This window comes from Streptomyces sp. NPDC049687 (assembly GCF_044465285.1).
In the GTDB taxonomy this organism is placed as follows: Bacteria; Actinomycetota; Actinomycetes; order Streptomycetales; family Streptomycetaceae; genus Streptomyces.
The window spans coordinates 653,013-672,023 of the sequence record NZ_JBITLN010000002.1 but is presented as its reverse complement, the minus strand read 5'-3'; the positions used below and the strand labels follow the sequence as shown (position 1 = coordinate 672,023).

Sequence of the window (19,011 nt, the reverse complement as noted above, 5' to 3'; positions counted from 1 at the left end):
CGTCATGGTACAGACCACATCCGTCAGGGACGCGACACACCCGCCCCTCGTGGCACGGCACCTGCGCGGCTTCACCGGCGCCGGATACGACAAGGGGCGCCCTGTGCTGACGCAGGCCGCCTGGTTCGCCGTGCTCCATCTGCTGTTCGTCAAGTGGTGGTTCCCGGCCCGCTGGCGGCCGCCGCTGCTGCGCGCCTTCGGCGCCCGCGTCGGACAGCGGGTGCTGATCCGGCGCGGGGTGCGCGTCCACTGGCCCTGGAAACTGGACGTCGGCGACGACGTGTGGATCGGCGAGGACGCCTGGATCCTCAACCTCGAGCCCGTCACCATCGGCCACGACTGCTGCGTCTCGCAGAGCGCGCTGCTGTGCACCGGCAGCCACCGCCGCCGTTCCGTCACCTTCGAGTTCGACAACGGCCCCATCCGGCTGGAGCCGGGCAGCTGGGTCGCGGCCCGCGCGGTCGTGCTGCGCGGGGTCACCGTCGGCCCGGGCGCCGTGGTGGGCGCCGGCGCCGTCGCCCACCAGGACGTGCCGTCGGGTTCGGTCCTGACGACGGGAGGTACCGCATGAGGCTGGTCCACGTGGTCACGCTCGTCAGCGACGACGGGGCCTTCGGCGGCCCCACGAGCGTGGCGGCCGCCCAGTTGGAGGAGTGCGCGGCACGCGGTCACGACGTGACGCTGGTGTCGCTGTGGCGAGGCGCCAAAGGCACGGCACGGGCCCCAGAACGCGTCGGAGACGTCCCCTTCGTCTCCCGTCCGGCCCGGCGCGTCGTCCCGGGACGGGGCTGCCTCGGGCTCATGCATCCCCTGCTGCTGTGGGACCTGTGGCGGGCCATGGGCCGCGCCGACGCCGTCCACCTTCACGCGGGCCGCGACCTCGTCTCCCTCGCCGGGCTCACCGTGGCGCGGCTGCGGGGCAAGGACTTCGTCACGCAGACCCACGGCATGGTCGAGCCCCGTACGACCCCCGTGGCGCGGATCTTCGACCGGCTGTTCGTGCCCCTGCTGCGCCGGGCGCGTGCCTGTCTCGTCCTCACCGACCGGGAGCGGCGCGAACTGTCCGCGGTGCTGGGCCCCGACGGGCCACCGCTGATCCACCTGCCCAACGGCCTGCGCCTGTCCGCCCACGGCACCGGCGCCGGGACACGCGGCGACCACGAGGTGCTCTTCCTGGCCCGGCTGCACCCGCGCAAACGCCCCGAGGCCTTCGTCGAGATGGCGGCCCTGGTCCACAAGGAGAACCCCGAGGCGCGCTTCACGCTCTACGGAGCCGACGAGGGATCCCTCCCCGGAGTGCGGCGGCTCATCGGTGACCGGGGGATCGGCGACGTGGTCTCCTACGGCGGCGCGCTGGACCACTCCGCCGCCCTGGAGGCCTACCGGAAGGCCGCGGTGTACGTCCTGCCCAGCGTGCTGGAGCCGTTCCCGATGACGGTCCTGGAGGCGCTGGCCGAGGGAACCCCTGTCGTGTGCACGGACAGCAACGGCATCGCGGCCGAACTGGCCGAGAGGGAGGCGGCGTTGGTGACCGACGGCAGCCCGGAGGCGCTCGCCGACGCGGTGGGCCGGCTGCTCGCCGACCCGGACCTGCGCGGCCGGATGGCCGAGGCCGGCCGGCGCGCGATCGACGAGGTCTTCTCCATCCGCGCGGTCGTGGACCGTCTGGAGGACCTCTACCGGGACCGGCCGGGACGACGATGAGGCAAGCGGTTCGGCCGCCGCGCGCGGCCGAACCGCCGGTTCAGCGCGGCGGGGCGCTGCTCGCCGTACGGAGGATGTCCTCGAAACGCGAGGCACAGTCCTGCAGGGCGAACTCCCGCTCCGCCAGGGCGCGGCTCTCCTTCCCCAGCGACTCGGCGCGCACCGGGTCGGAAAGGATCTCCCCCGCCCAGGCGGCCGCCTCGTCGAGCGCGGACTCCTCCGGCGCGAACACCGCCGACCCCGCCCGGCGCAGCAGTTGCGCGGCCAGGTTGCCGGCCGGCATCAGCCCGAGCACCGGGCGCCCGGCACACAGGTACGACAGGGTCTTGGACGGCACCGAGAACTCCCCGGCGTCCGCGCCCAGCAGCACCACGAGGAGGTCGCCCGAACCCAGTACCTCGGGCAGCCGTTCGTAGGGCTGGAAGGGCAACAGGGTCAGCTCGACGCCCCGCGCGGCCGCCGCCTCCCTCAGCACGGGCACGGCCGGGCCGTCGTTGACGACGACCAGGCGCACCGGGGTGCCCCGCTCGCGCAGCCGCTCGGCGAGCTGGACCAGCAGGGCCGGGTTGTGCTTCAGGCCCAGCGTGCCGGAGTACAGCACGGTCCGCACGCCGTCCAGACCCTGCTCGGCCGACCAGGCGTTGGCCCGGTCGACCGGCAGGATCTCGTCCAGCGGCGCCCAGTTGGGAATGACGGTGACCTTGCCGGCGGTGCCCCACTCGCGGTGAACGCGCAGGAACGACTCGGCGATCACCACGACGGCCGAGGCCTGCCGCGCCGACCATTTCTCGCCGGCACCGAAGACCTTGGCGGCGACGCCCATGGACTTCGCCACGCCCTCGGCGGCGAAGCTCTTCAGCGCCACGGCGGTCACGTCCTGGTGCCACAGCACCCAGGGGATGCCCAGCCGCCGCAGCACGCCCGCCGCCACCACCAGCACCGGGATCGGCAGGTTGGACAGCAGGGCCACGTCGGGCCTCTCCCGCCGTACCTGCCGGGCCAGTTCGAGGCCGAGGAGGGTCTCCTGGCGCAGCCGGCGGAAGTAGGCGTCCTTCTTCAGCGCGGTGCCGTCCCCGATGGTGGCGAAGCGCAGACCGGGGGTGTCCCCGGTGAGCCTGCCCTTGCCGGAGACGTAGGCCGTGCAGGTCGAGTGGACGACGTCATGGCCGCGGCGCGCCAATTCGCGGCTGAGCTGGGCCTGGAAGGGATGGCCGCTGTAGTCGTGGACGAGGATCCTCATCGGATGTCCCTCACTGCTGGGCGCGCTTGACCTGGTCGTAGACCCAGGCGTAGGTCTTCTCCAGGCCGTCGGCCAGGGTCACCGACGGTTCCCAGCCGTGGATCTCGCGGATCAGGGTGTTGTCGGAGTTGCGGCCGCGCACGCCCTGCGGGGCGTCGAGGCGGTAGGCGCGCTCGCAGCGGACACCGGCGATCTCCTCGACGATGTCGACCAGCCGGTTGATGGTGACCAGCTCCGACGAGCCGAGGTTCACCGGGACACCGCTGTCCCCGTTCATGATCATCTGGCTGCCGTGCAGGCAGTCGTCGATGTACATGAAGGAACGGCTCTGCAGTCCGTCGCCCCAGATCTCGATCCGGTGGTCGCCGCTGAGGACCGCCTCGGCCACCTTCCGGCACACCGCGGCCGGCGCCTTCTCCCGGCCGCCGTTCCAGGTGCCGTGCGGGCCGTACACGTTGTGGTAGCGGGCGACGCGGGTGACGAAGCCGTAGTCCTCCGCGTAGTGCCGGCACATGCGCTCGGAGAAGAGCTTCTCCCACCCGTAGCCGTCCTCCGGCTGGGCCGGGTAGGCGTCCTCCTCCTTGAGTGCGGTGAGGTTCGGGTCGGTCTGCTTGCCGGCGGCGTACACGCAGGCGGACGAGGAGTAGAAGTAGCGCTCCACACCGGCCTCGTGGGCGGCCTGCAGCATGTGGGTGCTGGTCAGCACCGACATCATGCAGGCGGCCTTGTTGTTCTCGATGAAGCCCATGCCGCCCATGTCGGCGGCCAGCATGTACACCTGCCGCGCGCCCCGGACGCCCGCGCGGGCGCTGTCCAGGAGCGAGAGGTCGGCGACCACGTTCTCGGCGTCCGGGTGGACCTGGTACCACTCCTGCCGCGGCTTGATGTCGAGGGAGCGGACGGTCAGGCCCTGGGCGAGCAGGTCGCCCACCAGATGACCGCCGATGAATCCCCCGCCCCCGGCGACGACGACGTCTACCTGCTGGCTCATGCACAACTCCTCTGCGAATCGGGAGATCTGATGGCCGATAAGCTATGCAGACTTGTCATGATTTGGGGTAATTGGCACGCCGAGAATTTCGCGATTTGTGCGCGCCTGGGCTGATTAGCGCGATGTAAGCGCTATATATCTTTCAGTGATGTTTCAGCCTAAAAATTCGCTCGACGGAGAGGCCGGGATGCAGGACGCGCGCGTCCGCAGTGTGGCTGCGGTCTCCCTCTGGGCCGTGGTGCTGACCGTCCTGCTGCCGGGGCTGATCCTCCAGTCGCCCGGTGTGCACGTGTCGGCCGCCCTCGCCCTGCAAGGTGTCGTCGTGGCACACGCCGGTGGTGCGCTCGCCCGGGTGCTCACCGCGTCCCGGGTGCGGTTCGTCGCCCTGGGCTTCTGGGTCTTCGCCTACATCTGGCTGGGCCTGGCACCCCTGGCGATGCTCGCCGCCGACGTGTACCCGTGGCCGTACCGGACCGACGAGGTGACCGCCCTCGGGGCCGTGGCCGTCGTCGAACTAGGGCTCCTCGCCTACAGCGCCGGAACGGCCCTCGCCGACCGCCGGGAACGCACCCGGGCGGACACCGCCCCGCCGGGTCTCCTGGAACGTGTCCTCTCCCGCCGGCTCGCGCCCTGGCGCCTGCTGGCCCTGTGCGGACTCGCGCTCGCCCTCGCGGCGCTCCTGATCTCCACCCAACCCGGCCGTCTCGGCGCCTACTTCACCAGCCGCCAGGCCATCACCGAGGCCGGCGGCGAGGACTCCTCGCTGCGGTCCCTGCTCAGCTGGTCGCTGTCGGTGCCCGCGTTCTGGGCGCTGCTGGGCCTGCTGCGGGTGCCGCGCCTGCCCGGCGGCGACCGCTGGCTGCGCGGGGTGCGCTGGCTGCTGCTGCCGGTGCTGCTGGCGCTCAACGTCGTCGTCAACAACCCCATCAGCAAGCCGCGGTTCTGGGCCGGCATGGTCCTGCTGACCCTGCTGTTCTCCGTGCCCCGGCTGTGCCGGCTCCGTGCCTTCCGGGTCACGGCGGCCGGGCTCCTCGGGGCGCTGCTGTTCGTCTTCCCGTACAGCGACTACTTCCGCTACAGCGACCGGGAGGCCCTCGCCGTCGTCTCCCTCTCCGACCAGTTCACCACCAACGGCGACTACGACGCCTTCCAGCAGGTGCAGACCGGCGTCGACTTCGCGCACGACAACGGTTTCGCCCCGCAGAACCTGCTCGGCCCCCCGCTGTTCATGGTGCCGCGCTCGATCTGGCCGGAGAAACCCTCGGACACCGGCATCGCCCTGGCCGAGTACGCCGGATACGAGTTCCACAACCTCTCCGCGCCCCTGTGGATCGAGAGTTACCTGTGGGCAGGCCCCTTCGCGGTGATCGTCGTGTTCTGCCTGCTGGGCGCGTTCGGCCGACGGGTGGACGACGTCCGCCACCGGCTGCGCGAGAGTCCGGGCGCCCTCGCGGCCCTGCTCGTCCCGGCCTTCGCCTTCTACCAGATGGTCTTCCTGCGCGGCAGTCTGCTCGCCATCGCGGGCCCGCTGACCCTGCTGGTGGCCGTCCCGCTGCTCATCAGCAGCCCCATTGCCCGGGCATCCCGGTTCGCCTCGTCGGCGATGCCGACCGCACCCACCCGTCACGCATCGATCCCCGGAACAGGAGGGCACCCGTGACCGGCCCCATCCACCTCGACGACCGGTACGACGAGCCGGACCAACTACGCGACCAACTGCGCCGCATCCTGCGCCACCGCGCCCTGATCGCGCTGGGCCTCCTCCTGGGACTGCTCGGCGGTCTGGCCCTGGCCCAGCACCGCGCGCACACCTTCTCCGCCACCAGCGAGGTCCTGGTGCGTTCCACCGCCGACCCGTTCGGCGCCGTCGGCGTCTCCGCCGACAACCAGGTCAGCATGACCACGGAACAGCAGATCGCCACCAGCGAGGAGGTCGCCCGGCGCACGGCCCACATCCTGGGCCGGCCCGACAGCCAGGCGGGCACGCTCGCGGCCCGGCTGCGGGTCACCAATCCGATGAAGTCCCGGGTGCTGCGCTTCGAGTTCACCGCCGACGCGCCCCGGCGCGCGGCCCGCGGCGCCAACGCCTTCGCGCAGGCCTACCTCGCCGACCGAAAGGCCCGCAACGAGTCCGCGGTACGGCGCGCGACCGGCGCCCTCGACCAGCAGATCCAGGTGCTCAACCAGCAGCTGGCCCAGGAGAAGCTGGAGCGGCCGGACACCAAGACCGCCGCGCAGAGCCAGCTGTACAACCTGCAGAAGCGCGTCCTGGACATCAAGTCCCGGGACACCGACGCCGGTGACGTCGTCCGCCGGGCCACCGCCCCCGGCCTGCCGGTGGGACCGGGACTGCGGACCCTGCTCGGCCTCGGTCTGGTGTGCGGCCTGCTCATCGGCGTGGTGCTGGCCTGGCTGCGCTCCGCCCTGGACACCCGCGTCCGGTCGGTCGGCGATGTGCGGGCCGCCCTGCGCGCGCAGGTGCTCGGCGTCCTGCCCGACGACGAGACGGGCGAGGAGCTGCTGAAGGTCGGCCGCACCGGCGGCGCCCGCGCCGAGGCGTTCCGGGCCCTGGCCTTCCGGCTGCGCAAGACCGGGAGCCCGGACGGCACCGGACACGTCCTCGTCGTCGCCCCCCGCAATGCCGACGCCGCCGAGGAGGTCGCCGCCAACCTGGCCGCCGCGCTCGCCGAGTACGGGGGCGAGGTGGTGCTGGTCGACGCCGCCCCCGACACCTCGGAACTCGCCCACCGGCTGCCGCTGATGCCGTACGAGGCGCCCACCCTGGAGGAGGCGTTCCTGCCCAGCGGGAGCGTCCTCGTCGACGCCGACGTGGCCGGGCGGTTCGCCTTCAGCTCCGGTGGCGGCGCCGGCCCGCACGCCCGACGGGCCCTTCCCGCCGAGGTCAACCGGATGCTGCCGGGCGCCGACTCGTCCACCGTCGTCGTCGCCGGGCCGTTCCTCGGAAACGCCGACGCGCTCGCCGTCGCCCAGCGCGTCGACGGTGTCGTCCTGGTCGCCGGACTGGGCACCACCCGGCAGGAGGAGCTCCGGCAGGTGCAGGAACTGATCGACTGCTCCGGCGGCCGCCTCCTCGGCGCCGTGCTCGACGCCGGACGCACCCGCCGGCGCCTGGGTCTGCCGCGCCGCCGTCCGAAGTACCGTCCGGCGCTGCACGCCCCCGCGCCGATGGAACTTCCCGCTCAGGACGGCACCCTCTCGGTCTCCCGCCGGTGACCGCACCCCAAGCGACCGCTCCCATCCGCGCCGGGGCCCCCGCCCCGGGCGCGGTGGCGGCGGTCGCCCGGGGAGGGTGGTGGGGGATGGCGGGTTCCGCCGCGAACGCCGTCTTCTCCTTCCTTCTGGTCGGCCTGGTCACCCGCGCCGTGGGAGCGGACGGGTCGGGCGTGGTCTTCACCGGTGTCGCCCTGTTCACCATCCTCAGCAACACCTGCAAGCTCGGCGCCGACGCCGGGCTCATTCGTTTCGTCCCCCGGGACCTCGCCCTCCACGACGGCAGCTCGGTCGGCGTGCTGCTGCGCATGGCCGTCCTGCCGGCGGCCGCCGCCTCCATCGTGGCCGCCGCGCCCCTGCTGCTGTCACCCACGGTGGCCACCCTGCTCCTGCCCCAGCTGCCCCAGGCGGACGCCGTGGCGCTGGTCCGGCTCTTCGGGCTCTTCCTGCCCGTCGCCACCGTGGGCATGGTCCTGCTCGGCGCCACCCGGGCATACGGCACGGTCGTGCCGTTCGTCGGCGTGGAGCAGGTCGGCAAGCCGCTGCTGCGCCTGCTGATCGCCCTCCCCGTGGCCTGCTACCTGCCCAGCCTGCCGGCCCTCGCCTCGGCGTGGCTGCTGCCCGCGCTGGCCGGTTCCGCGGCCGCCTGGTTCGCCCTGCGCCGCTGCCGCGCCGGCCGGGGCGCGAGGTACTCCCGCTCCGCCGGAGGCGGGGCCGTGTCCTGGCGGACGTTCTGGTCCTTCGCCGCGCCCCGCGCGGTCTCCTCCGTCTTCGACATCAGCGCGGCCTGGGTCGGTGTCATCCTGCTGTCGGCCCTGGCCACGGCCGGGGACGCGGGTGTCTACACGGCGATCGGCCGGATCGTCACCGCGGGCACCCTGCTCCAGCTCGCCGTCCGGCTCGCCGTCGCACCGGAGATCAGCCGGCTGCTCGCCCTCGGCGAGGACACCGAGGCACATTCCCTGCACCGCGTGTCGACCTGCTGGATCGTGCTCTTCTCCTGGCCGCTGTTCGTCCTCGTCGCGGCCTTCCCCGAGACCTTCCTGGCCGCCTTCGGACCGGAGTTCGTCCAGGGCGCGCCGGCACTCGTGGTGCTGTGCGCCGCCTCCATGGTCAACGTCGCCGTCGGCAACGCCCAGACGGTACTGCTCATGGCGGGCAGGAGTTCATGGCATCTGGCCATCACTGCAGTCGCGTTCACGGTGCAGCTGACCGTCGGGGCGCTCGCGGTCCCGGTCTGGGGCGTGCTCGGTGCCGCCGTGTCCTGGGGCGCGGCCATCGTCGTGGAGAACCTCGCCGCGGCCCTGCTCATCCGGCTGCGCCTCGGCTTCACCACCGTGGACCGCGGCTACACGACCGCCGTCGCCGTCGGACTGACCGTCTCCGTGGTGCTGGGTGCCGCCCGTACGAGGGAGGGTGACACTCCGTCAGGACTCGCCGTGGGGATGGCCTTGGGAATGTGTGTATTTGCTATTAGTTTGTGGCGATATCGGACATCGCTGAGGGTGAGCGAGCTGGTCGGAGTGCTGCGCCGCCGCGCCGCATGAGACCGGCCCGGCCGCAGCGTCCCGGCCTCTCGGCCGACGTCCCGTCTCGCACCACTCCCACCACTGCCACCCGGGGTTCCCTTGCACCTGAGAAAGCTCCGTACGAAGCCGGTCACCAGGGTCGCCGTCACCGCCCTCGTGTGCACCACCGCCCTGCTCGACGCCTCCCTCGCCGCGGCGGCCGAAGGCGACCCGAAGACGCTCGCCGCCGACGCGCTGCCGACCTGGCAGACCGACGGCATCGTCTGGTCGCTGGCCGCCGCGAACGGCGTCGTCTACGTCGGAGGATCCTTCGACACGGTCCGCCCGCCGGGTGCCGCGCCCGGCCAACGCCAGTCAGCGCGCAAGAACTTCGCCGCGTTCGACGCGGTGACCGGCAAACTCCTGCCCTGCGCCCCGACGTTCACCGGGCACAACCACACCGTGCGGGCCATGAAGGCCTCGCCGGACGGGCGGGTGCTGTACGTCGGCGGTTCCTTCGACGGCGTCGGATCCGAGAAGGCCGCCAACATGGTCGCCGTCAACACCGCCGACTGCTCCGTGCGCAAGGACTTCAAGCCGGCCGTGTCGGCCACCGTCCGCGCCATCGAGGCGACGGACCGGACGGTCTACCTCGGCGGTGACTTCGGCCGCGTCGGCGGCCAGAGCAGAAACCACATCGCCGCCGTCTCCCCGAAGGGCGCCGCCCTGCTGCCCTTCAAGGCGGACATCGACCAGCCGGTGCGTGCCCTGTCGGCCGCGACCTCGCACGGACGGCTCTTCGTCGGCGGCGACTTCGAGACGGTCAACGGACAGCGCGCCCGCTCCCTGGTGGCTCTCAACCCCACCACCGGTGCGACGGTGCTCACCTACCCGGGCTGGTTCCCGACCCAGTCGTCGGTGAAGACGATCGCCCGTGACAAGACCCGTTTCTTCGTGGGCGCCGAGGGCCACGGGCCGGGCATCTACGACGGCCGTATCGCGGGCCGGCTCGCCAACGGCACCATGGTGTGGAAGGACACCTGCTTCGGTGCCACCCAGTCCGTCGTGCCCTTCAAGGGCGTCCTGTACAGCGCCTCCCACTCGCACAACTGCAACGAGACGCCCGGCGGGTTCCCCGAGCGGGGCGACCGGCAGCACTTCCTGGCCCAGTCCGTCGAGGACCGCAGGATCCTGCACTGGTTCCCCGACACCGACGGCGGCCTCGGCGAAGAGGTCGGCCCGCGCGCCCTGGTGGTGTCGAAGGGCGTCCTGTGGGCGGGCGGCGAGTTCACCGAGGTCAACGACAAGCCCCAGCAGGGCCTCACGCGCTTCGGGGACAAGGACACCGGGGCGCCCGAGGTGCCCTCCCTCTCCCTGGCGGCGTCCCAGCCCGGCCAGGTCACCCTCACCTGGCGTGCCGCCTGGGACCGCGACGACGCCTCACTGACGTACCGGATCTACCGCGACGGGAAGCTGGTCGCGCGGCAGACGAAGTCGTCCACCTACTGGGACCGCCCGAAGATGACCTACAAGGACTCGGTGGCCGCCGGTTCGAGCCACCGGTACGCCATCGAGGTGACGGACGGCTCGAACACCTCGCGCAAGTCCCGCTCCCTGAGCGTGAACGTGCCGAAGAGGACCGCGCAGCAGAGCGCGGACGGACCGTCGCAGGCGGCGCGACGAGGGACGGGTGACGCGCGGTGACCCGCATCGGATTCGCGCCCGGCGTCTACGACCTGTTCCATATCGGCCACCTCAACATCCTGCGTGAGGCGCGCCGGCACTGCGACCGGCTCGTCGCGGGGGTCTCCTCCGACGAGCTGACGGCGCGGCTGAAGGGCAAGGTCCCGGTCGTACCGCTCGCCGAGCGCCTCGAGATCGTCCGCGGTCTGCGGTGCGTCGACGACGCCATCGTGGAGACGGAGCTCGACAAGCTGAACGTCTGGAAGCGCGTCGGGTTCCACGTCATCTTCAAGGGCGACGACTGGCGCGGGACGCCCAAGTGGCAGGAGTACGAGCGGCGGTTCGGGGAGGTCGGCGTCGAGGTCGTCTACTTCCCTTACACCATGCACACCTCCAGCACCCTGCTGCGCAGTGCCCTGCGGATGCTGGCCGCGCACGAGCCGCCGGCCATCCCGTCAGCGCAGCTCGCGGAACCACTTCACCAGGAAGGCGGCCATGAACAGGACGTGTGCCAGCAGCAGCGCGCAGTACACCACAAGGAAGACGTCCTGACTGCCCAGGAATAGGAAGCTGAGGCAGGTCAGGCCGTAGTCGACCGGCAGCAGCAGCACGGCACGCAGCGCCGGGGGCGAGCCGGGCGGCACACCGCCCGGCGTCCGCCCCTTGAGCTTCTCCGTCAGGATCCCGGCGAAGAAGATCACCACGGCGGCGAGCTGGAAGACCATCGGCGCGAGCAGCCACACCGGGCCGGGCAGGGTGAAGAACCGGTAGAACGACACCAGCACCACCAGGTGGAGGGCGGCGATCTTGACGCAGTCCAGGACATGGTCGAGCCACTCGCCCGACGGACTCCCCGAGCGCTGCCCGCGCGCCAGCTGACCGTCCGCCGAGTCCAGCGCGAACCCCACCGCCAGGGCCGCGCCCACGCAGACCGCCATCGTCGGCGTGGGCGGCAGCAGGGCCACCGCGGTCAGGGCCGGAAAGGTGAACAGGGCGCCGAGCACCGTCAGCTGATTCGGCGTCGCCCCCATCTGGTAGGCCAGCGCCGCCAGGACCCGGCCGGCCGGCCGGTTGACGAACCGCGTGTAGAGCGAGACCCCCTTGGCGGGCTTCTGCGCCGCCGACAGATGTCTGAGCACCGCGACAAACTCGGCCATTTCCCTCCTTTATTAAAAAACCGCTGGAAAGAAGGCAATTATGGCAGAACGGCGAGGCGGGATGTCCCCTGTCAGCCGTCGGCAGCTTCTGCGTGGCGGAGTGACACTGCTGGGCGCGACGGTCCTCACCGCCCACAGCGCGTCGGCCGCGTCGGGACCCGGAGGCGGCCCCGTCGCCCCGGTCGCCCCCGACGGTCCCGGACAGGGGCGTCCGGCGGTCGGCCTGCTGTCACGCGTGATCAACGTCGGCGACCTCGGCGCGGTGGGCGACGGACGCACCGACGACAGCGCGGCGTTCGCATACGCCTACACGCTCGCCGCCGCCCGGGCCTCCCGCGGGGTCGGCCGCACGGTGATCGAGATCCCGCCCGGCGAGTTCCTCATCACCCGCCCCCGCGCCCTGCTGGACGGAGCCGCCCCGCTGCGTCCGGTCAACGGGCTGCGCTTCTGCGGCGCGGGCAAACGCATGACCACCCTGGTGTTCCGCCCGCCCGTCGGACCGGGCTCCTACCTCTGCCGCAACGAGGACATCTGGTCCAACCTCTCCTTCGAACGCATCCAGTTCCGCTCGGCCACTCCGGGCGCCTCCTTCCTCAGCTCCTACTCCACCGGGCAGGCGCAGGACTACCGGTTCTCGGAGTGCGAGTGGATGGGGGAGTGGGAGTACGGCATCTCCCTGGACGGCACGGACACCAACTCCGAGATGCGCTGGGAGGCGTGCCGGGTCGGCGGCGCCTACCGCAGGGCGTTCCTGTACTCCGGCCTCACGGGCCGCCGGCAGGAGCCCAACGACCAGGATCAGTTCCTCAACTACTGGTTCAACGACATGAAGGTCGAGTACGAGTGGGGCAACTTCCTGGAGTTCCCCTACGGCGGCTCCATCACCTGCCGGGGCGGCTCCTACATCATCACCGGCACCCGCCCGCAGAGTCCGGAGTACGGCACCACGAGCACCTTCTTCCGCTTCCCCGTCGCCCAGCACCACGACTCGGTGCAGCGGTTCCACGCCCAGGACATCCGCTTCGAGGTGCGCAACCCGGACGCGCGGATCATCGACTCCGTGTGGCGCAGCGGCACCATCCACTTCAGCGACTGCGACGACACCGGACTCGCCTTCAAGAACTTCGCACCCGAAGCCCGGCCTCACCGCTATGTCGTCGGGCCCAAGGGACCGCTGGTCCGTTACGACTCCTGCCAGCTGATGGGCCGTCACGAGTACCGGACGGACGGCCGGCGGGACTCCCTGCCGACCGTCGCCCGCTACGACATGTGTCTGCTGCGCAGCCACCCGTCGGAGGAGTTCGCCGTCACCGACGGCGGCGGCCGGCCCGGTTTCGTCAGCTTCGTCGACTGCCTGGACGGGTCCGACGCGGTCGTGCCCGACGCGCCCGCGGCCCCCGAAACGGCGGCCCGCGGTCCGCAGACCCCGTCGGGCGCGCAGCCCCCGTCCGCCGGTCCGGTGACGTCCGCGAGCCCGGCGCCGGCGCCCGCCCGGACGGCACCGCCCGCGACGAGCCCCCCGCCGGGCTGACGCTTCAGCGGACGGTGCTCAGCGACAGCGCGAAACGGCCCTCACGATCCGTCCACCAATGGGTCAACTCCAGTCCCGCACCACCGAGTTCGGCCCGCACTCCGTCCTCCCGGAACTTCGCCGACACCTCCGTGCGCAGTTCCTCGCCGGCCGTGAAGTCCACCGCCAGGTCCAGCGCGGGGATCTTCACGGTCTGCTCGGTGCGCGAGCGAAGCCGCATCTCGATCCACTCGTGACGCGCGTCCCAGAGCGCCACGTGGTCGAAGGCGCCGGGATCGAAGTCGGCGCCCAGCTCGCGGTTGACGACGGCCAGGACGTTCTTGTTGAACGCGGCCGTCACCCCGGCCGCGTCGTCGTACGCCCGCACCAGCACCCCCTCGTCCTTGACGAGGTCCGTGCCGAGCAGCAGCGCGTCGCCCGGGGCCAGCAGGGCGCGCAGCGAGGCCAGGAACACCGCGCGCTCGGCCGGCAGCAGGTTGCCGATGGTGCCGCCGAGGAACGCCAGCAGGCGCGGGCCCGGTGTGTCGGGCAGGGCCACTTCCCTGGTGAAGTCGGCGATGAGGGCATGGACGTTCAGCCCGGGCCGCTCGGCGATCAGGGCGAGCCCGGCCTGGGTGAGGGCGCTGTCGCTGACGTCGACGGGCACGTACGTGTGCAGGCCGGTCAGCGCGTCGATGAGATAGCGGGTCTTCTCCGAGGAGCCCGAGCCGAGTTCGACGAGCGTGCGGGCGCGGGAGGCGGCGGCGATCTCGCCGGCGCGGTCCACGAGGATCTCGCGCTCGGCGCGCGTCGGGTAGTACTCGGGCAGCTCGGTGATCTGTTCGAAGAGCTCGCTGCCGTGGGCGTCGTAGAACCACTTTGGCGGGAGGGTCTTCGGGGTGGTGGTGAGGCCCTTGCCGACGTCGGCGCGCAGGGCGGCGTCCGTGGCGTCCTCGGGGAGGGTGCGGGTGATCTGGAACGGGCTCACGTGCGGGTCTCCTTGGGGGGTACGGGTGCCGCGTCCGTGGTCGGATCCTTCAGCGGGGTGAGCAGGACCTCGCTGCGGCTCGCCGCGAGGAGGGTGCGGTCGGGGACCTCCCGCCAGCGCGGATCGTCGTCGTACGGTTCGGAGGCCACGACCGTGCGGCCGCCGGGCTCCGTCAGGTACCAGAGGGTGTCGCCCCAGGCGGTCGCGGTGATCGACTCGCCGTTGGTGAGCAGCAGGTTGAGCCGGGAGCCGGGAGCCGCCGCCGCGACCTCCAGCACGGTGTCGGCCAGCGCCTGGCCCTCGGTGTCCCCGGCCCGCAGCCGGGCCAGGACCAGGGCCCACACGAACGCGGAGTCGTTGCGGGCCTCCATCGACAGCAGGTCGGCCGCGGGCAGGGAGCGGGCCAGGGAGGCCAGACGGTCCGGCCAGCCCGGCACCGCCCCGTTGTGGCTGAACAGCCAGGTCCCGGCGGCGAACGGGGCCGCGGCCGCCTCCGCGTCGGCCCCGGCGAGGGTCGCGTCCCGTACGGCGGCCAGCAGCGCCCCGGAGCGCACGACCCGCGCCAGGTCGGCGAAGGACAGGTCCGCCCAGATGGGTCCGGCGCGGCGGTACCGGGCCGGCAACGGGTCGCCCTCGGCGTACCAACCCACCCCGAAACCATCGGCGTTGACCGTCCCGTACCGCTGCCGACGGGGCTCCCACGACTGGCGGTACAGACTGTGCGGGGGCTCCACGAGGACCCGGCCGAGCGGCTCTGCGGGTCCTACGCAGGCGATATGGCGGCACATCAGACCGTCTCCGAGCGGGCGGTGCGGAAGCCGGAGAAGATCTGCCGCCGGATCGGGTAGTCCCAGTTGCGGAACGTGCCCCGGCAGGCCACCGGGTCCACCGCGAACGAACCGCCGCGCAGCACCTTGTACTCGGGGCCGAAGAACACCTCCGAGTACTCCTTGTACGGGAACGCCCGGAACCCGGGGTAGGGCGTGAAGTCGCTGGCCGTCCACTCCCACACGTCGCCGATCAACTGGCGTACCCCGAGAGGGGATTCACCGGCTGGGTAGCTTCCGGCGGGGGCGGGCCGCAGATGGCGCTGGCCCAGGTTGGCGTGTTCGGGCGCGGGATCGGCGTCGCCCCACGGGTAGCGCATCGAGCCGCCGGTCGCCGGGTCGAAGCGGGCCGCCTTCTCCCACTCGGTCTCGGTGGGCAGCCGGCGCCCGGCCCAGCGGGCGTAGGCGTCGGCCTCGTACCAGCACACGTGCAGCACCGGCTCGTCGGGCGGCACGACCTCGGTGATTCCGAACCGCCGGCGCAGCCACTGCCCGCCGTCACGGTGCCAGAACAGCGGGGCGTGGACGCCGTGCCGGCGGATGTGCGCCCAGCCCTCCCTGGTCCACCAGCGTTCGTCCTCGTAGCCGCCCTCGTCGATGAACGCCTGGTACGCGGCGTTCGTGACGGGGGTGGTGTCGATGTGGAAGGGCGCCACCTCGCGCTGGTGCGCGGGGCGTTCGTTGTCCAGCGCCCAGGGCTCGGTGGAGGTGCCCATGGTGAACGGGCCGCCGGGGACCAGGACTTCCGCCGGTCCGGTGAACAACGGGGCGGGTTGTGGGTCCGGGGCGGTGAGGGCCTGCGGGCCCGTGCGGAGCTGATGGGTGATCAGCATCGTCTCGTCGTGCTGCTGTTCGTGCTGGGCGATCATTCCGAAGGCGAAGCCGGCCTCGGTGAGCCGGGTGCCGTGGAAGTCGGCCGACTCCAGCACGTCCATCACCCGGCCGCGCACCTCCGCCGCGTACCGGCGGGCCTCCGCGGGCGGCAGCAGCGGCAGCGAGGGCCGCTCGGAACGCGGGTGCTCGAAGGCGTCGTAGAGGCCGTCTATCTCGGGACGCATCGCCTCACGGCCGGCCACCGTGCGCAGCAGCCACAGCTCCTCCTGGTTGCCGATGTGCGCGAGGTCCCACACCAGCGGGGACATCAGGGGGGAGTGCTGGGCGGTCAGGTCGGGGTCCTCGACGCAGGTCGTCAGGAGCGTGGTGCGCGCGCGGGCGGTGGTCAGGGTGGTCAGCGCGCGCTCGCGCAGCGTGTCGGCGTCCAGGGTGGGCTCGGTGGTCATCGGCGGAGGTCCTTCCCGTACGCGCGGGTGTCCGTGCCCCGCAGGCGGTCGAGCTGGTCGTCGGCGGGCGTGCGGCCCTTGAGCACATAGCGGTCCCGGTAGGCGGCGACGGCTTCCACGACGGCGTCGGTGGCGCCGAGGCGGGGCAGGGCCCCGAGGGCCGTCGTGAAACAGGCGACGGCGGTCTCGTGCAGTTCCGGGTCGGCCAGGCCGTATCTGGCCGCGTCGGACCAGAGCGGGTTGTGCGGGGCGGGCTGCGGCCGGGCCCGCTCGGCCAGGGGCTTCACGGCGCGGTAGGCGCACTCGGCGGCCTCCGGATCGTCGAAGAGCGCCGTCGCCACCGCCACCGGCACGATCCAGCCGTCGTCGCCGGGCTGCGCGTCGATCATGCGCAGTTCGAGGTGCCCGCGCGGTCTGACCGGCGGGAACAGCGTGGTCAGGTGGTAGTCGAGGTCCGCCCGGGTCGGCTCGCCCGTCCGGGTCCACTCGCGGAACGTCAGCCGCTCGGGCACGTCCCAGGGCCCGCTGCCGCGCCGTACGCACATCACCGGTGCGTCCAGCACATGCCGGGCCCAGGCGTCGCGTGGCTCGCCGTCCAGGGCGGGGGCGCCCGCGCGGCCCGCTCCGATCTCCATCCACAGCAGCTGCCGGGTGGACTGCCAGCCGGTGGGCTCGCCGTGGAGGAGCGGGGAGTTGGCGAAGGCCGCCACCAGGACGGCGCCCAGCGTGTGCGCCAGCCACCAGCGCCGCCCGTGCCCCAGCGGGCCGGGCTCCTCGTACCCGGCGTCCAGGCAGACCTGGACGGAGGCCGAGGTGCACATCATGGCGCGGCCGGCGGGGCCGGTGCGGTCGAGGCAGGTCTCCATGGCGTCGTAGCGCGGCTCGCGCAGGAACCGGCGGGGGGGCTGCCAGGGGTCCGTGCCGAAGCCGGCGAGGACGAGGTCGTGCTCGCGCAGGACGGCGCGGACGGCGTCCAGGTCGGCGGAGAGGGTGCCCACGCACTCCGTCAGGGAGGCGGCGGGCGGCGAGCTGAGCTCCAGCTGGCCGCCGGGTTCGACGGTGAGCGCCGACTCCAGGGGCACGGTCCGCAGAGCGGCGTAGGCCGCTTCGAGCCGTTCGGGGGTCACCGGGAGCCGCGGACCGTGCAGCTCGTGGATGAGCCATTCGAGTTCGACGCCGAGCGTCCGGGGCGGACCGGTCTTGAAGCAGATGCCCCTGACCAGGGCCTCGACCTCGGCTTCGGAAAGGGTGTCGCGGTGCTCCATACAGTCGCCGGGACTGTCGGGACAGTCGCTGACCGAATCGGACATATCGGGATCCTCCTGAGGTTCCACCATGCCACCGGACCGGCTTCGGGGCCGCCGGGCAGGCATCACATCTGTCCCACCCAAGACCCTCGACCCAAAACACACAAGGGTACAAATCGGTGCACAAAGGTCCGTGGAGCTTCGAATCCGTGCTGGTTGCACGCTGTTCCCTGGGCGTTCCCCGCGCGTTCCGGCCCTGGGAAAACGCGTTGCACCGCCTGTCCGTCAGCGCTCACGATGCGTGCATGAGTACGACAACGGGGGAGATCCGCACCGTCACGGAGTCCACGGGGGTGGCGCCATGAGCGCCCGGCTGCGGGGGATCGCCCGCGAGACGGAGGAGATCGTCGCGGCCGGCGGCTACCGCGCGTCCCACGGGCGCGAGGTGCCCCTCACGGAGGCCGTCCGGGCGGCCCGGGCGGGGACAAGGATGGTGGGGCCGGAACCGGTCCGGGTGCCGGACGCCCCCGCCGTCGAGGCCACGGCCGTCGAGGTCACCGGCGAGAGCAGCCTGGAGGCCGCCCGCCGGCTCGCGGACGTCCCGGTCGCCGTCCTGAACTTCGCCTCCGCCCGCAACCCCGGCGGCGGCTTTCTGAACGGCGCGCAGGCACAGGAGGAGGCACTGTGCCGCGCCTCCGCGCTGTACGCCTGCCTCCTGGAGGCCCGGGAGTTCTACGACCATCACCGCGCCCACCGCGACCCGTTCTACACCGATCGGGTCATCCACTCACCGGCCGTGCCCGTCTTCCGTGACGACCGGGGCCGACTACTGGACGAGCCGTACACCGCCGGCTTCCTGACCGCCGCCGCGCCGAACGCGGGCGTGGTGCTTCGCAGGGCGCCCGAGCGTGCGCCCGAACTGCCCCGCGCCCTCGCCGTCCGTGCCGAGCGGGTCCTGGAGACGGCCGCCGCGCAGGGCTACCGGCGGCTGGTGCTGGGCGCCTGGGGCTGCGGGGTGTTCCGCAACGACCCCGCGCAGGTGGCGGAGGCGTTCCGGGCGCTCCTCGCTCCCGGCGGACGGTTCGGGCGCACGTTCGAGCACGTGGTGTTCGGGGTGCTGGACCGTACGCCGGGCGGTGTGGTGCGGGGCGCCTTCGAGAAGGCGTTCGAGGACAGGTCGGCTCAGGTCCAGCCGTAACGCTCGTGCAGCCGATGGCGTACGAGGTTGAAGCGCATACGGTCCAGCGCGCAGGCCTCGCGGCGCATACCGTCCTCGTGCAGTCGCAGCACGCGGTCGACGTCCACCCAGGAGTCCCGCCCGGAGGTGTCCCAGGGCCCGCTGCCGATCGAGACCCACTCCCGGTCGCCGTCGTGGCGCTTGCTGGAGAGCTGTACGGCGAGGAAGGTGCCGCCCGCCTCACGGGCTACGACGAGCACCGGACGGTCCTTGCCCCGGCCGTCGTTCTCCTCGAAGGGCACCCAGGTCCAGACGATCTCACCGGGGTCGGGGTCGCCGTCGTGGGCGGGCGAGTACTCCGTACGGACGCGGCCCACCTGGCGCGGGTCGGCCTCGGTGGTGGCGGTGGGGCCGAAGCGGCCCGGGACGTATCCATCGGTAGAGGTGCTCACGGGGGCACCTTACGGG

At 72.3% G+C, this 19,011-nt stretch carries 16 protein-coding genes and 1 pseudogene; 9 read left to right on the top strand and 8 right to left on the bottom strand.

Annotated features, from left to right (window positions below):
• The first annotated feature begins 4 nt into the window (after nt 1–4).
• Together ACIBVL_RS08130 and ACIBVL_RS08125 are read left to right on the top strand one after the other, a co-directional pair.
• Entirely contained in the window at nt 5–571 is a 567-nt protein-coding gene (locus ACIBVL_RS08130) for a putative colanic acid biosynthesis acetyltransferase (protein ID WP_399093710.1), read from the top strand.
• On the top strand, nt 568–1,704 hold the full coding sequence (locus tag ACIBVL_RS08125) for a glycosyltransferase (RefSeq protein WP_399093707.1): 1,137 nt from the start codon (nt 568–570) through the stop codon (nt 1,702–1,704). Before ACIBVL_RS08130 ends, ACIBVL_RS08125 begins: the two co-directional genes overlap by 4 nt.
• Before the next feature lie 40 nt (nt 1,705–1,744).
• Here the strand turns inward: ACIBVL_RS08125 and ACIBVL_RS08120 are convergent, their stop codons facing one another.
• Together ACIBVL_RS08120 and ACIBVL_RS08115 are read right to left on the bottom strand one after the other, a co-directional pair.
• Nucleotides 1,745–2,944, bottom strand: a complete 1,200-nt coding sequence (locus ACIBVL_RS08120) for a glycosyltransferase family 4 protein (RefSeq protein ID WP_399093704.1) — start codon at nt 2,942–2,944, stop codon at nt 1,745–1,747.
• A gap of 10 nt (nt 2,945–2,954) precedes the next feature.
• On the bottom strand, nt 2,955–3,935 hold the full coding sequence (locus ACIBVL_RS08115) for an NAD-dependent epimerase/dehydratase family protein (protein ID WP_399093701.1): 981 nt from the start codon (nt 3,933–3,935) through the stop codon (nt 2,955–2,957).
• A 187-nt stretch (nt 3,936–4,122) separates the two neighbouring features.
• On the opposite strand from ACIBVL_RS08115, the gene ACIBVL_RS08110 reads away from it, so the two are divergent.
• From ACIBVL_RS08110 to ACIBVL_RS08090, 5 genes and pseudogenes are all read left to right on the top strand, one after another.
• Nucleotides 4,123–5,595 (top strand): hypothetical protein, encoded by a 1,473-nt coding sequence (locus ACIBVL_RS08110; RefSeq protein WP_399093698.1) that lies wholly within the window; start codon nt 4,123–4,125, stop codon nt 5,593–5,595.
• Nucleotides 5,592–7,169, top strand: coding sequence for a hypothetical protein (locus tag ACIBVL_RS08105; RefSeq protein WP_399093695.1), 1,578 nt, complete (start codon nt 5,592–5,594; stop codon nt 7,167–7,169). The genes ACIBVL_RS08110 and ACIBVL_RS08105 overlap by 4 nt, the downstream gene beginning before the upstream one ends.
• Nucleotides 7,166–8,713, top strand: a complete 1,548-nt coding sequence (locus ACIBVL_RS08100; RefSeq protein ID WP_399093692.1) for an oligosaccharide flippase family protein — start codon at nt 7,166–7,168, stop codon at nt 8,711–8,713. Before ACIBVL_RS08105 ends, ACIBVL_RS08100 begins: the two co-directional genes overlap by 4 nt.
• Nucleotides 8,714–8,794: 81 nt before the next feature.
• Complete coding sequence (locus ACIBVL_RS08095; RefSeq protein ID WP_399093688.1) at nt 8,795–10,378, top strand: fibronectin type III domain-containing protein; 1,584 nt, start codon at nt 8,795–8,797, stop codon at nt 10,376–10,378.
• A pseudogene (locus tag ACIBVL_RS08090) lies at nt 10,375–10,791 on the top strand (adenylyltransferase/cytidyltransferase family protein); the annotation flags it as partial. The gene ACIBVL_RS08095 and the pseudogene ACIBVL_RS08090, both read left to right, overlap by 4 nt.
• 21 nt (nt 10,792–10,812) lie before the next feature.
• Here ACIBVL_RS08090 and ACIBVL_RS08085 read toward each other — a convergent pair.
• Nucleotides 10,813–11,514, bottom strand: coding sequence for a CDP-alcohol phosphatidyltransferase family protein (locus ACIBVL_RS08085; protein WP_399093685.1), 702 nt, complete (start codon nt 11,512–11,514; stop codon nt 10,813–10,815).
• A gap of 40 nt (nt 11,515–11,554) precedes the next feature.
• Here ACIBVL_RS08085 and ACIBVL_RS08080 point away from each other — a divergent pair, with 40 nt between their 5' ends.
• A complete protein-coding gene (locus ACIBVL_RS08080; protein ID WP_399093682.1) occupies nt 11,555–13,045 on the top strand; it encodes a glycosyl hydrolase family 28-related protein in 1,491 nt (496 codons plus the stop codon).
• Nucleotides 13,046–13,049: 4 nt separating this feature from the next.
• Here ACIBVL_RS08080 and egtD read toward each other — a convergent pair whose 3' ends face one another.
• The 4 genes from egtD to egtA are packed head-to-tail and all read right to left on the bottom strand — an operon-like array spanning nt 13,050 to nt 17,429.
• Nucleotides 13,050–14,012: an L-histidine N(alpha)-methyltransferase gene (gene egtD, locus ACIBVL_RS08075; protein ID WP_399093679.1), complete on the bottom strand. Its 963-nt coding sequence runs from the start codon at nt 14,010–14,012 to the stop codon at nt 13,050–13,052.
• On the bottom strand, nt 14,009–14,800 hold the full coding sequence (gene egtC, locus ACIBVL_RS08070) for an ergothioneine biosynthesis protein EgtC (RefSeq protein ID WP_399093676.1): 792 nt from the start codon (nt 14,798–14,800) through the stop codon (nt 14,009–14,011). The genes egtD and egtC overlap by 4 nt, the downstream gene beginning before the upstream one ends.
• Complete coding sequence (gene egtB, locus ACIBVL_RS08065; RefSeq protein WP_399093673.1) at nt 14,800–16,119, bottom strand: ergothioneine biosynthesis protein EgtB; 1,320 nt, start codon at nt 16,117–16,119, stop codon at nt 14,800–14,802. The genes egtC and egtB overlap by 1 nt, the downstream gene beginning before the upstream one ends.
• Entirely contained in the window at nt 16,116–17,429 is a 1,314-nt protein-coding gene (egtA, locus tag ACIBVL_RS08060; RefSeq protein ID WP_399093670.1) for an ergothioneine biosynthesis glutamate--cysteine ligase EgtA, read from the bottom strand. The genes egtB and egtA overlap by 4 nt, the downstream gene beginning before the upstream one ends.
• A 298-nt stretch (nt 17,430–17,727) precedes the next feature.
• Between egtA and ACIBVL_RS08055 the strand changes: the two genes are divergently transcribed.
• Nucleotides 17,728–18,564, top strand: a complete 837-nt coding sequence (locus tag ACIBVL_RS08055; RefSeq protein ID WP_399093667.1) for a TIGR02452 family protein — start codon at nt 17,728–17,730, stop codon at nt 18,562–18,564.
• On the opposite strand, the gene ACIBVL_RS08050 is transcribed toward ACIBVL_RS08055, so the two are convergent.
• Nucleotides 18,549–18,995 carry a type II toxin-antitoxin system PemK/MazF family toxin gene (locus tag ACIBVL_RS08050; protein WP_399093664.1) on the bottom strand — a complete coding sequence of 149 codons (447 nt, stop codon included), beginning with the start codon at nt 18,993–18,995 and terminating at the stop codon, nt 18,549–18,551. The genes ACIBVL_RS08055 and ACIBVL_RS08050 overlap by 16 nt on opposite strands.
• Nucleotides 18,996–19,011: the final 16 nt, after the last annotated feature.

Excerpts from the sequence above, each read along its gene's own strand:
- ACIBVL_RS08130 (WP_399093710.1), top strand. The coding sequence starts at position 5 with ATGGTACAGACCACATCCGTCAGGGACGCGACACACCCGCCCCTCGTG.
- ACIBVL_RS08125 (WP_399093707.1), top strand. The coding sequence starts at position 568 with ATGAGGCTGGTCCACGTGGTCACGCTCGTCAGCGACGACGGGGCCTTC.
- ACIBVL_RS08120 (WP_399093704.1), bottom strand. The coding sequence starts at position 2,944 with ATGAGGATCCTCGTCCACGACTACAGCGGCCATCCCTTCCAGGCCCAG.
- ACIBVL_RS08115 (WP_399093701.1), bottom strand. The coding sequence starts at position 3,935 with ATGAGCCAGCAGGTAGACGTCGTCGTCGCCGGGGGCGGGGGATTCATC.
- ACIBVL_RS08110 (WP_399093698.1), top strand. The coding sequence starts at position 4,123 with ATGCAGGACGCGCGCGTCCGCAGTGTGGCTGCGGTCTCCCTCTGGGCC.
- ACIBVL_RS08085 (WP_399093685.1), bottom strand. The coding sequence starts at position 11,514 with ATGGCCGAGTTTGTCGCGGTGCTCAGACATCTGTCGGCGGCGCAGAAG.
- ACIBVL_RS08080 (WP_399093682.1), top strand. The coding sequence starts at position 11,555 with ATGGCAGAACGGCGAGGCGGGATGTCCCCTGTCAGCCGTCGGCAGCTT.
- egtC (WP_399093676.1), bottom strand. The coding sequence starts at position 14,800 with ATGTGCCGCCATATCGCCTGCGTAGGACCCGCAGAGCCGCTCGGCCGG.
- egtB (WP_399093673.1), bottom strand. The coding sequence starts at position 16,119 with ATGACCACCGAGCCCACCCTGGACGCCGACACGCTGCGCGAGCGCGCG.
- egtA (WP_399093670.1), bottom strand. The coding sequence starts at position 17,429 with ATGTCCGATTCGGTCAGCGACTGTCCCGACAGTCCCGGCGACTGTATG.
- ACIBVL_RS08055 (WP_399093667.1), top strand. The coding sequence starts at position 17,728 with ATGAGCGCCCGGCTGCGGGGGATCGCCCGCGAGACGGAGGAGATCGTC.